Origin of the sequence: Spiroplasma poulsonii (assembly GCF_009866525.1) — a bacterium.
In the GTDB taxonomy this organism is placed as follows: Bacteria; Bacillota_I; Bacilli_A; order Mycoplasmatales; family Mycoplasmataceae; genus Spiroplasma; species Spiroplasma poulsonii.
In genome coordinates, this window is record NZ_CM020866.1 from 465,961 (window position 1) to 478,702 (window position 12,742).

14 protein-coding genes and 2 pseudogenes are annotated in these 12,742 nt (G+C 27.1%); all 16 read left to right on the forward strand.

Translation table 4 applies throughout. The features are described from left to right. Positions 1-9: 9 nt before the first annotated feature. The 16 genes and pseudogenes from MSROBK_RS02585 (at position 10) to trmD (ending at position 12,733) form a co-directional block, all read left to right on the forward strand. A complete protein-coding gene (locus MSROBK_RS02585) occupies positions 10-918 on the forward strand; it encodes a type 1 periplasmic-binding domain-containing protein (RefSeq protein WP_040092957.1) in 909 nt (302 codons plus the stop codon). Between the two features lie 84 nt (positions 919-1,002). Further along, positions 1,003-1,266 (forward strand): HPr family phosphocarrier protein, encoded by a 264-nt coding sequence (locus tag MSROBK_RS02590; RefSeq protein WP_040092958.1) that lies wholly within the window; start codon positions 1,003-1,005, stop codon positions 1,264-1,266. A gap of 128 nt (positions 1,267-1,394) precedes the next feature. Further along, positions 1,395-2,351, forward strand: coding sequence for a tRNA (adenosine(37)-N6)-threonylcarbamoyltransferase complex transferase subunit TsaD (tsaD, locus tag MSROBK_RS02595; protein ID WP_040092960.1), 957 nt, complete (start codon positions 1,395-1,397; stop codon positions 2,349-2,351). Between the two features lie 5 nt (positions 2,352-2,356). Further along, positions 2,357-3,184 carry a MurR/RpiR family transcriptional regulator gene (locus MSROBK_RS02600; protein WP_040092961.1) on the forward strand — a complete coding sequence of 276 codons (828 nt, stop codon included), beginning with the start codon at positions 2,357-2,359 and terminating at the stop codon, positions 3,182-3,184. A gap of 78 nt (positions 3,185-3,262) precedes the next feature. Beyond that, positions 3,263-3,973, forward strand: a complete 711-nt coding sequence (gene deoD, locus MSROBK_RS02605) for a purine-nucleoside phosphorylase (protein ID WP_040092962.1) — start codon at positions 3,263-3,265, stop codon at positions 3,971-3,973. 20 nt (positions 3,974-3,993) lie between these two features. Then, positions 3,994-5,360, forward strand: a pseudogene (gene asnS, locus MSROBK_RS02610) (asparagine--tRNA ligase). A gap of 121 nt (positions 5,361-5,481) precedes the next feature. Next, positions 5,482-5,799 carry a helix-turn-helix domain-containing protein gene (locus MSROBK_RS02615; RefSeq protein WP_040092963.1) on the forward strand — a complete coding sequence of 106 codons (318 nt, stop codon included), beginning with the start codon at positions 5,482-5,484 and terminating at the stop codon, positions 5,797-5,799. 161 nt (positions 5,800-5,960) lie between these two features. Further along, the gene (locus MSROBK_RS02620; protein ID WP_040092965.1) at positions 5,961-6,449 is read left to right on the forward strand and encodes a hypothetical protein; all 489 of its coding nucleotides are present in this window, start codon (positions 5,961-5,963) and stop codon (positions 6,447-6,449) included. Beyond that, positions 6,449-6,925 carry a hypothetical protein gene (locus MSROBK_RS02625; protein ID WP_040092967.1) on the forward strand — a complete coding sequence of 159 codons (477 nt, stop codon included), beginning with the start codon at positions 6,449-6,451 and terminating at the stop codon, positions 6,923-6,925. The genes MSROBK_RS02620 and MSROBK_RS02625 overlap by 1 nt, the downstream gene beginning before the upstream one ends. A 234-nt stretch (positions 6,926-7,159) precedes the next feature. After that, complete coding sequence (locus tag MSROBK_RS02630) at positions 7,160-7,834, forward strand: hypothetical protein (RefSeq protein WP_227991386.1); 675 nt, start codon at positions 7,160-7,162, stop codon at positions 7,832-7,834. Positions 7,835-8,123: 289 nt separating this feature from the next. After that, complete coding sequence (locus tag MSROBK_RS02635; protein WP_040092968.1) at positions 8,124-9,176, forward strand: hypothetical protein; 1,053 nt, start codon at positions 8,124-8,126, stop codon at positions 9,174-9,176. A gap of 26 nt (positions 9,177-9,202) precedes the next feature. After that, positions 9,203-10,047 (forward strand): annotated as a pseudogene (locus tag MSROBK_RS02640) (IS5 family transposase). 895 nt (positions 10,048-10,942) lie between these two features. Beyond that, positions 10,943-11,233, forward strand: coding sequence for a 30S ribosomal protein S16 (gene rpsP, locus MSROBK_RS02645; RefSeq protein ID WP_174842681.1), 291 nt, complete (start codon positions 10,943-10,945; stop codon positions 11,231-11,233). A 30-nt stretch (positions 11,234-11,263) separates the two neighbouring features. Continuing rightward, complete coding sequence (locus MSROBK_RS02650) at positions 11,264-11,515, forward strand: KH domain-containing protein (protein WP_040093402.1); 252 nt, start codon at positions 11,264-11,266, stop codon at positions 11,513-11,515. After that, a complete protein-coding gene (rimM, locus tag MSROBK_RS02655) occupies positions 11,516-12,007 on the forward strand; it encodes a ribosome maturation factor RimM (RefSeq protein WP_040092970.1) in 492 nt (163 codons plus the stop codon). Then, positions 12,008-12,733 (forward strand): tRNA (guanosine(37)-N1)-methyltransferase TrmD, encoded by a 726-nt coding sequence (gene trmD, locus MSROBK_RS02660; protein ID WP_040092972.1) that lies wholly within the window; start codon positions 12,008-12,010, stop codon positions 12,731-12,733. The last annotated feature ends 9 nt before the right edge of the window (positions 12,734-12,742 follow it).

The following is a 12,742-nucleotide window of genomic DNA, read 5'->3' on the forward strand; positions in this document are numbered from 1 at the left end:
TTGAACTAGATGAAAATTAAAAATTATAAAGAATTAGCAAAAATTGCTGGTTGTGGTGTTGGCACAATTTCGCGCTATTTTAGTGGCGGTTCAATTAGTGATGATATGCGAGAGCGGATTAACGCAATTTTACAACAAAATGATTTTTTATTTAAAAAGAATCAGGTGCAAACAAATGTTACATTATTAATTTTTGATAAAACATCAAAATGGACTTGCCAAATTATTCAATTTTTAGCAAATAAATTAGCCAATGAAAATATTATGATTAATATCGTGTTAATTAATGAAGATGAAAACCTCTTTGACTTAAAGCTACAAGCCTTACAACAACAATGAAATATGAAAATAATTATTTTTACTAGTTATTATGAAGAAGTTTCAAAACTATTAAAAAAATATGAAAATAATATCAATGTTCTTCTGTTTGGACAACAAAATAACAAGTTCCAAGCATTATATTTTAACTTTGAAAAAATAATGTACCAATTAGTAACAAAAATTGCTTCGCAAACAAAAGCAATCTTGTATTTATCATTAGGAACAGAGTGAAAAACATTATATCGAGGATATTTTAAGGCTAGTAATGATTTAAACTTATTGACAAATTATCTTGTTTTAACTGGTGATGATTATGAAACTGATGTAACATTATTGACAAATACGATAATTGACAAACATATTGAAACAGTAATTTGTGTTGATGAAGAAAGTTATTTTCTTGTTAAAAGTATTAAAAAATTAGATTGCAAAATTATTAATGTTATTTTTGAACCCAATTTAGTGACTAATTATTTGATATCAAATCAAGCAATTAAAATTAATTTTAATTGAATTATTGAACAGATAATGATATTTCTAAATTCAAGAACAATTTCTGATGAACAACAAGAAATTCCCGTTGAAATTATTGGTTAAAAAGGTAAAATTGTTGAATGATAATATAGTTATTTTTATTTTTTTTGATATAATAAGTGAGTATATTTTAAAGGAGGAAATTTAATGGCATCATTTAAAGCTGTTATCGCTGATCCTGTTGGGATGCATGCTCGCCCAGCTGCATTAATTGTAGGAGAAGCAGGAAAGTACCAGTCAGATATTACTATTTTCTCAGGAGGAAAAACTGGTAATCTGAAATCAATTATGACTATTATTGCGTTAGGAATTCACCAAGGTGCAAAAGTGGAAATTGTTGCATCAGGTGCTGACGAAGAATCTGCAATTGCAGGAATCGAAAAAGTAATGAAAGACAACAAGGTTATTTAGATTGGATTTTTATTGAATATACAAAATAATAATAAATACTACAATTTTGTAGTATTTATTATTATTTTTGATAGTAATCGGTTTCTTATCATTTTATTAAAAATTATTATATTTTAGAGGTGTATGTAATGGTAATTTTTGCAATTGAAACAAGTTGTGATGAAACTAGTGTTGCGATTTATAAAAATAGAAAAATTTTAGCAAATGTTATTTCGTCCCAAATTAATGAACACACAAAATGTGGTGGTGTTGTTCCGGAGCTTGCGTCCCGTTTGCATTTAAAAAATTTTCCATATGTTTTATTAGAAGCTTTACAAACAGCAAAAATAAAAATCACAGATTTACAATACATTGCTTACACAGAAAAACCAGGTTTAATTGGTGCGTTACATATTGGTAAAATAATTGCTGAAACTTTAGCCAGCTATTTAGCAATTCCAATTCTGCCATTAAATCATTTATATGGTCATATTTACGCTAGTGCAATTGATAATAATTTTTTATTTCCCTTGTTAGCGGTTCTTGTTAGCGGTGGCCATACCCAACTAATATTAATGAAAAAAAATTTAGATTTTGAAATTTTAGGTTTAACATTAGATGATGCAGTTGGTGAATGTTATGATAAAGTTGCACGCATGCTAGAACTAGGATATCCTGGCGGGCCAATCATTGATAAAATAGCAGGAACTGGGACACCAACCGCTTATCATTTACCATTGCCTTTGAATGACCAAAGTTATAATTTTTCTTTTAGTGGTTTAAAATCAGCGGCAGCTAATTTAATTGCAAAAGAACACGGTAAGGAAAATCTTAACCTCCCTAATTTTTGTGCCACCTTTCAGAAAACTTGTGTTGATATTATTATGCGAAAAACAAAGTTGGCAATTAAAAATTTTCAACCAAAGATGGTTACGTTAGTTGGCGGCGTTTCTGCCAATAGTGCATTGCGGACAGCAATATTAGATCTAGCAACATCAAATTTAAAAGTAATTATTCCAAAATTAGAATATTGTACTGATAATGCTGCAATGATTGCCCGCTTGGCGGCACAAGAATTAATGGAAAATAGAATAAAAGGAGATTAGATACAATGGCATCGTTTTTATCAAAATTAGAGACATTTGATTCAAAGAATTTTACCAAAAAGGAAAATGAAATAATTAAATATATTAAAGAAAATATGAAAGAAGTAACAACAATGAATATTGAAATTTTAGCACAACGAGTTAATACTGGTTATAGTGCAATTTATGGTTTGTTACGAAAAGTGCAAATTAAAGGTTATCGTGATTTTATTATTGCAATTGTTGCTGAACAAGAACGATTAGAAACTAATAATTTAAATTTAGATGCAACAGATAATATCTTTTTATATTATCAAGATATTTTACAACGTAACAATCAAATTTTTCATAGTGATAAATTGTTAGAAACAGTGACACTACTAAAAAAAGCAAAAGCAATTTATTTAGTTGGTGTTGGTAATACCGGTTTAGCAGTAAAAGAGTTAGCTAATCGTTTATTTAGTTTTGGTTTTGCTTGTAGTAATTTAGTTGAAGATGAAAATAATACTATTATGCGGGCAAGTTTAATGCAACCAGATGATTTACTAATTTGTATGAGTTTAGAGGGAAAAACACAAGCTGTTGTTGCGGCTGCAAAAGAAGCAAAAAACAATGGTGCAAATGTTGTTGCCGTTACTTCAAAATATAATTCTGATTTATCAAAATATGCTGATGTTAACCATATTGTTGTTTCATCATCATTATATGAAAAAAGTGAAATTTTTATTTCAGTGCTATTACCATTAATATATTGAAACGATAATTTAATTCAGGTGTTATTATCAATGGATAAAGATCGCCAATATTTAGAAAATAAGGTTAAAAGTAATAAAATTTTAAAAAAGTATCGTTAAATTGCAAGGAACTAATGTTTCTTTTTGTTTTTTATAGTACAATATAAATTAAACATAGAATATTAAGAGGAGATTACAATGACACCACATATTAATGCCAAAAAAGAAGATATTGCTAAGACAGTTTTGATGCCCGGTGATCCATTACGAGCTAAATTTATTGCGGAAACTTTTTTAGAAAATGTAAAATTAGTAAATGAAATTAGAAATATGTATATGTATACGGGGACTTATCAGAATAAACCAATTACAATTGCTGGAAGCGGAATGGGTTGTCCAAGTATTGGGATTTATTCGTATGAATTATTTAAATTTTATGATGTTGATAATATTATTCGGATTGGTTCAGCTGGAAGTTATGATGCAGCATTAAAAGTTTATGATATTGTTAATGTAATGGGAGCTTATGGCGAAAATAATTTTGCTGAAATTGTTGCTGGAGTTAATGATAAAGTTCTTCAAGCTTCACAAGATATTTTTGAAACAATTGAAGAAGTTGCTCAAGCAGCTAAGATTAAGACCTATCCTGGCATTGTCCATTCTTCTGATGTTTTTTATCGTAAAAATGCAGATGATTGAAAGAAGATTAAAGCTGAATATAATGCGGTTTGTGTTGAAATGGAATCATTTGCTTTGTTTGCTAATGCGTTAGCATTAAATAAAAAAGCAGCAACATTATTAACGATTTCAGATTCGTTTATTTCAGGTGAAGTTACCTCTGCTACTGAACGCCAAAATAATTTTCACCAGATGGTTGAATTAGCATTACAAAGTGCAATTAAATTATAAAAACAAAAAGGAGATAAATAATGACGACAGTTTTACAATTATATCAAGATCAGATTCAAAATCAAAGTGAAATTACGATTTTAGGATGAGTGCGTTCAAATCGTAGTAGTGGAAAATTAGGGTTTCTAGTTGTTAATGATGGAACTATTTTTGACAATTTTCAAATTGTTTATAAGGCGGAACAATTAACTAATTTTTTAGAACTTAGTGGCGTACGTGTTTCATCGGCAGTAAAAGTTACCGGAAAGTTTTGTTTAACGCCAACTGCAAAGCAACAATTTGAAATTCAAGCAAGTAACATTGAAATTCTTGACCAAGCAAGTGAAGATTACCCGTTACAAAAAAAAAACACACTTATGAATATTTACGTGAAATTGCACATTTACGAGCAAAAACTAATACTTTTAATGCAATTTTTCGAATTCGTAGCAGCAGTGCTTTTGCAATTCACGAATTCTTTAACAAAAATAATTTTATTTATGTTCATACTCCAATTATTACAGGGAATGATGCTGAAGGAGCTGGTGAATCATTTGTTGTTACAACAAGAACCGATGATCATTATGCCGAAGATTTCTTTGGCAAAAAAGCTAGTTTAACCGTTTCTGGCCAACTTCATGCTGAAGGGTTTGCGCAAGCCTTTCGTCAAGTTTATACTTTTGGCCCAACCTTTCGGGCAGAAAATTCTAACACAACAAAACATGCTGCCGAATTTTGAATGATTGAACCAGAAGTTGCGTTTATTGATTTAACCGAGAATATGGACTTAATTGAAACAATGGTGAAATATATTATTAATTATTTATTCAATAATAATCATCGTGAACTTGCGTTCTTAAATGATAATGGTGATGATCAGTTACTAACAAGATTACAAAATGTTGTTGATAATCAATTTGTGCGACTTTCATATACCGAAGCAATTACAATTTTACAAACAGCAGTAAAGAATGGTCATAAATTTGATAATGCTGATATTTTTTGGGGAATGGATTTACAAACTGAACATGAAAGATATTTATGTGAACAAGAAACTAAGAAACCAACGTTTTTATTTAACTATCCAAAAGAGATTAAAGCTTTTTATATGAAAGTTAATGATGATAATAAAACAGTCGCTGCTTGTGATTTACTGGTGCCAGGAATTGGAGAATTAGTAGGAGGAAGTGTTCGGGAAAATAGTTATGATAAGATTATTGCTCGTTGTCACGAATTAAAAATTCCAACAACAGATTTACAATGGTACTTAGATTTACGAAAATATGGTTATTATAAAAGTGCTGGGTTTGGACTTGGATTTGAACGTTTGGTAATGTATGTGACCGGAGCGTTGAATATTCGTGATGTGATTCCTTTCCCGCGTACTCCACGTAATTTATTATTTTAATCTGATGCATACAAAAATTTTATTTAACAATAAAATTTTTTTCTGCTATAATTTTTGCATTGCATAGATAAAGAAATATATTATTTAACTTAGTTATTTTTTATATGAAAGGAATATATAAATGAACGAAGTTATTAAGCAATTACGGATTTATAAAGGTTTGACCCAGCGTGAATTAGCAAAGATATCTGGCTTACAACAATCAACAATTTGTCGAATTGAAAAAGATTGTTCAAAAACTAGTTGAAATAAAATTTTAAAATTACTAGTTGCATTAAAATTAGATGTTAAAAAATTTATTGATAAACTGTCGACATATAATGAAAGTAAAGTATATGAATTTTTATCCTTAATTATTGATAATCCCAAAATTCGTAAAGAACTTGATCAAAGCCCACGAGTATTAGCATTAAAGGTTTTACGAATTTTTACTAATTAATTTAAAATAGTTAAATAATATTGTTTTACCGTGCAGTTGAATTAACTATGAAGAAAAAAGAAGACCATAAGGGTCTTTTATGTTTTTCTGTTTTGTTTTTGTAAATTAGTGATATAATAATAAAGAATAGCTATTAATGTCGTAGAATGAGGAATAATAGAGTGAATTGGGATTATTATTTTATTTTTGATGGAAATGGAACAACACAAACATTGCGTTGCATTTGCAAAACAGCTGCTGATGCAAAGGAAGCTTTGGAAGATTGTTATTTAGATAATAAATATAATACTGATATTGTTAAGCAAATTTCATTTTGTTTAATCTTTACCTTTGATAATACAACGGATAATTATGAATTGAATAAACGGGCAACAGAAGAATTTATTAAAGAATTATCGGTTTGTCAACAATGTAATCGGGTAAAAAGTAAATTAGATCGTAATCAACTTTGTTCAGAATGTGAAAGCGAATTAGCAGGAATTGAAACCTTTCAATGTGACTTGTGTAAAAAACATCGTCTTGTTCGTGATGATTTTAACCGTGAATTATTCGGAAAATTATTAGTTAATAATAAAGAATATCTTATTTGTTTTAAATGTGCAGCGCAAAATTATCCGCTTCCAAGACAACAAGAAAGGATGGAAACATAGTGAATGAGACAAAAAATTTGTATATAGTGTTTTACACTGAAAATGCACTTTATCCAGATCAAGCTAAAGTTGCTAAAATTTTTACAAATCAAATAGAAGCTAACAAATATTTACTAACAAAAGTAACTTTAAATGGCAAGAAAGTTTCAAAAGATAATAAATGAATTTTAAAAGTTTATGTTTATGTTGGTTCAAATGATCGTTATGAATATTCAAAATGAAAAACAGGGCAGTTTAAAAATGACATTGGTAATTGTATTCATTGTCATGAATATTTTTTACGAGAAAATAATGTTAATATGTGTGAAAAGTGTTTGGGTCAAGTCAAACAAGGACTGAAGGAATGTGAAGTTTGTCATAATTTCTTTAATCCTGTTGGAATTAAATTTGTTTCAAATGGGGATGTTTTTCCATCGTTAGCTTGTCCTGATTGTTCTAAAACATTAATTAAAAATTTGCAAATTACAATTAAATAATGAGAGGTATTTTAAAACCAAGAGATATTGTTATGACTGATTATTTTGATAAATTTTAATTAGTCACATCAGAGGTTTATGATTGATCTTAATAAATAATATAGCTTGGAAATACAGTTGAATTTTATTAAAAAAGGAACTATAAAAGTAATATCAATTAAAAAATAACATCGTAACAAAAATATTATAAAATATTAAGTAAAAATTAATTAATTTAATATCGGAGGTTTTTGTATGTTTAAATGAAATAATAAAATTTTATTTTATGTTCGCTTAGGAGTTTTGTTATTAGTATTATCTTTTTTAATTGTTGATTTAGTTTTCACAATTATTGCTCCATTACCACAATTTAGTGCGTTAGGTTATGCAGAACGAGTATCAAATTATTATGCTTTTTTTACAACGCAAACAAATTATATTGTTGCAATGTATTTCTTTGTTTACTTATTTGAAAGTAAGTTTGCAAATCGTAGCCCGAGTTATTTAATAAAATTAGCAGTTACGAAATATATTACAATTACAATGCTAGTTTTTTGGTTAGGAATTTTTACCAATACCCAAGATGCTAACCAATATGATGCTTATTCATGAATATCAACAATTGTGTTACATTTAGTGATCCCAGTTAGTATAATTATTAGTTATATTTTAACATCAGGGAATTTTCAATATAATCTTAAAAAACATCATAAATTAACATTATGATTAATTTTAATTTACCCAGTTTTGTATTTTATTATTATTTTAATTCGGGGAACATTACGTTATTTAGACCATAGACCATCAAATACATGATATCCATATTTTTTCCTAAATGTTTATCAAGAATGAGGATGATTAATTTTAATCTTTTCTTTCATTTGCATTTTGGCATTATTTGTTGGTTTACAATATTTATATATTTTTTAAATAACAAATTATATCGTAAATATCATGGTGAAACATTGAATAAACGTGTTAATGAAAAAGTATTCGGAATTAAAGAAGAAAGTGTAACATTACAAAACAAAGATGTTTTCATACCACAAACATTATTAAATATTTTTTATCACTAAAATGGGTTTTAAAAAATATTTTTATTTTGAACTAATATATTTAATTTTTTAACAAATTATCGTATTTCTTTTTTATTATTAAAGTTTATTAGTTTTGGTAGGGTGGTTGGGTTGTATAGAATAGAAGGAATATTAAATTATATATGCAAAAGTTGTTAGTGTTATTGGGTACAATAACAATTGTTGGAAGCGGAATCATAAATCTGACCGCAAATAGTAATTTGATAGCAAACAAAGAAGGAATTATTAACAAGAATTTATCAGTTTTACAAAGTCCTGAATCTGAAACGGATGAAGTTGATTGAGATCAAGTTAATAAATACTTTAAAGATTTAAATAAAAACTCTTCGAATAAAACTTCACGTGAAAAAGAGATGTTTAAATCAGTTAGTGAATTTGGTAAAAAAAGTGTAAAAAAATATCAAAAAATGGGAGGACAACTATTTACGAATTTATTTGATATTATGATAAATGATTTTCGAACTGAATTTCCAGATTTTAAAAATTTGTATGACAAAAAAATCCAAAAAAATGAAGGAACTATGGCTTTTAGTTCAAATTCAGGGTTAAATTTTAATAATGATATTAATGTTGCATATAGTATCAGCAAAGATAAACAAGCTGCATTAGAATATTGAGATAAACTAAATGATATAAATTTAGGGTTTAAAACAGCAACTACTATTTTCGCAATTGCAGCCGCTGGTTTTTGAGCAGCGGCCTGATTTTTTGGGATTAGTGTACCGTGAACCATTGCGGCTACTGTTGTTGCGGCATCACTGGGTGTTACAACGGCGGGAATATCGTATTATTTAAATATAAATAATGAGTACCAGAATAATCTTATTAAAAGTATTCGTGTTACTTTATCAATTAGAACATTAGCGCATAGTTTTTGAGATATTGTTTTTCCAATTTTAACCGCAAATGTCACTGTTGTTAGTGGAACATCGCTAATAATACCAGCTGTTACTGCTGTTTTAGCGACTACTTCTGCTTTTTTTGCTTGAATTTTAAGAACGAGTATCTTTTTAGAAGCTGAAAATAATGAGAAAAATAAGTTAAAGTTAGAAGAAGAAAAATTAAACCCAAAAATAAATTTCAAAAAAATAGGAGCTATGAGTACAGGGGGTACAACTGATCATTTTAATATTAGACTTCTTGCGATACCCTTTTTTATTAAAATATTATTATAAAATATAATTTATGAGGACATAAAAATATGAACAATAATAAATTTAATACTCTTAATGATAGAGAATGGTTAAGATTAACAGGAATAAAAAAATCCACTTTTAATAAAATGTTAGATATTTTAAAAGTTGCTGAAATAGAAAAATTTAAAAAAGGTGGTAAAACTAATAAATTATCATTAGAAAATAGATTATTGATGACTTTATTATATTGACGAGAATATCAGACTTATTTTCATCTTGGTAAAAGTTTTGATATTAGTGAGGCTAATTGTTATCGTAATATTAAGTGAATTGAAGATATTTTAATTAAAAACTCTGATTTTCAACAACTTGCTGGTAAAAAAGCACTAATAAATGATTATTTTAATGATAAAACTATTATTATTGATGCTACCGAAACTCCAATCCAACGCCCAAAAAAAGACAAAAACAATCTTATTCTGGTAAAAAGAAAAAACACACGATCAAAACACAAGTAATTATCGAACAAGAAACCAAAAAAATTATTGCAACAAGTTTTTCGCTCGGAAAAAAACATGATTATGCTTTATTTAAAGAATCAAAAATCCCAATTTTAAAAAATACCAAATTAATAGTTGATAGTGGTTATCAAGGAATACAAAAAAATCACAATAATGTTCTAATACCTACAAAGAAAACAAAGAAAACAAAGAAAAACCCTTTAAACAAAGAACAAAAGCAATATAATAGACTAGTTTCAAAAATGAGAATTATTATTGAAAATATTTTTGCTATTCTTAAAAAATTTAAAATTATTACAGAAAAATATCGTAATCGAAGAAAAAGATTTGGTTTAAGATTTAATTTAATTGCCTCAATTTATAATTTACAATTATTATATTTAACATAAAATATTTATTTAAAATTAAATAATTTAAATAATAAATTAATTTTTCGTTGTGGAAAAATATTAAATTTTTAAATAAAAAACATAATTAATTAAAATTATATTTTTCTATTAGTATCTTTTTTACAAATATTTACAATTTTTTAACAAGTAATGCAAGAAGTCTATTAAGTTATTTAAATGAACTGATTATGCAACTTCATGAGAAGAGTTTCTGAAATATTATGATTATATTAATTTAAATAATTCAGTTGTTGCGGCTGGTGGTCAAGGAGCAACTATTCAGCGAAAAATATTAAAGTATCAACAAAATTAATTGGTTCTTCAAAAATTGATAAGAATAATTGATCTAGTCGGCAACCCATTTACCTTAAACAAGAACTAATAAATTATGAATATAGATTTATTGTCGCTCATCAAACATCACGAATTGATATGTATTTATATCGTAGTGGCAAAGAAATTCATGCTCTTTTATGCATTATAACACAAAGTGTGAATGCTATTTATCGAGTATGAAATTTGTTGAAAGTTTCATCATTTGATGTTACAAATAAAGATTTTTATGAGCCAAATGACATAAATGATTGATGAAAAAATATAATTAAAGGAATACTAGGATAAAATTAGAAATTTAATATTATTAAATATTTATTAAAATTAAAACTTTGCTTTATAAAGCAAAGTTTTTTTATTTAAATAATTTAGTTGCTGAGGTTGGAAGACAAGGGAAAACAATTAAACGAAAAAATATTAAATTACCAACTATTTTTGTTCAATTTTTATTAATTGAAAAAGTGTTAAGTTAAAAAAATTGACTCTTTTTTTATTTAAGGTATGATATATAGGATGTTAAGTTTCATAGTTTAACAGGAAAAGAGAATTAGAAAGGAAAAAATTGATGGTAAAATTACGTTTAAAAAGAACAGGTAAAAAGAAAGCGGCTTTTTATCGGATTGTTGCAACAGATGCTCGTGTCAAACGTGATGGAGAATATATTGAATTAATTGGAACATATAATCCTTTAAATGGTGATGTAAAAATTGATCAAGATATTGCTTATAAATGATTATCAACAGGAGCGCAACCAACCGATACAGTTCGTAATTTATTAAGTAAAGAAGGTTTAATGACTAAGTTACATAATGAAAGACAAGTTTCAAAACCCAAAAAAAGCACAAAAAAATAGCTGTTGTTTAAAGTTACAACAATAAACAATATGTATATTACAGAACTTAAAAATTTAATTGAACCGTTAATTTCTCAAGACAATAACGAATTATATTATGAGATTCGACAATTGCCAGAAACAAAAACATGTGAAATTAATTTATTAGTAATGTGTAGTGAAGAAGTTTTTGGGTATGTTGTTGGTAAATCAGGTTTAATTGCTAATAGTTTACGAACATTATTAAATATTAGAGGGCAATTTGATCAACATAAAGTTAATATTAAATTTGAGGTTTTTTAAATGAAAGATTTATTAAAAATTTTTAAGATTAATAAACCGCATGCAATTAAGGGGGAAGTTAAGGCAACTTTATTAATTAACATTAAGGATGTAGAACAGTTAGTTAATAAGGTAATGTTTCTTCAGTTGCCGCTGCTTTATCAACCAGTAACATTAATTAAAATTACACTTACTAATCATAGTTATATTCTTAAATTTAAAGAATTTAATAATATTAATGAAGTGTTAGCTTTTAAAGAATGTTATTTGTTATGCCAAAAGGCGGATTTGGAATTAGCAACAGTTATTAGTCAAGAGGATTTAACTAATTTTAAAGTTTTTTATCAGGATGTTGTAATTGGAACATTATCACATCAATTTGAAACAAAAGCACATGTTGTTTTTGAAATTCAAAAAACTGATCAAACAAAGATGATGATTCCATATATTGATGAATATGTTGAACAAATTGATTTGATTCAGCAAAAAGTAATTTTAAAAAAGGTGATTTAAATGAAACAGTTTACAGTATTGACTTTGTTCCCGGAAATGTTTAATAATTTTTTAACAACATCAATTATTGAAAAAGCTTTAGCAAAGAAACTAATTGCAATTAATATTGTCAATCTTCGGGATTATAGTGTTGGTAAACATCACCAAGTTGATGATTATCAATATGGCGGTGGTGAAGGAATGGTCCTAATGATTGAACCATTAGTTAAAGCCATTAAAGCGCACCAAACTAAAAATAGTATTACTATTTTATTATCACCTCAGGGAAAACAATATCGTCAACAGCAAGCTCAACAGTTGGCAAAACAAGAGCAGGATTTAATCTTGATTTGTGGTCATTATGAGGGTTTTGATGAAAGAATTTTACATTATGTTGATTATGAATTATCAATTGGAGATTATGTTTTAACTGGTGGTGAATTAGCAAGTATGATTGTGATTGATAGTGTTGCAAGACTATGCAGTGATGTTATTAATGCACAGTCACATCTCAATGATTCTTTTACAAACAATCTCTTAGATTATCCCGTTTATACAAATCCAGTTGCATATGATGGACATCTTGTGCCTGAGGTTTTGTTAAGCGGTCATCATCAAAACATTGCACAGTGACGAGAATATGAGGCATTAAAAAAAACTTGATTAAAACGACCAGATTTATTATTAAAAATGACTTTAACACCACAACAAGAAATTTTATTAACAAAAATTAAAAATGAAAAATAAAATAGGTTT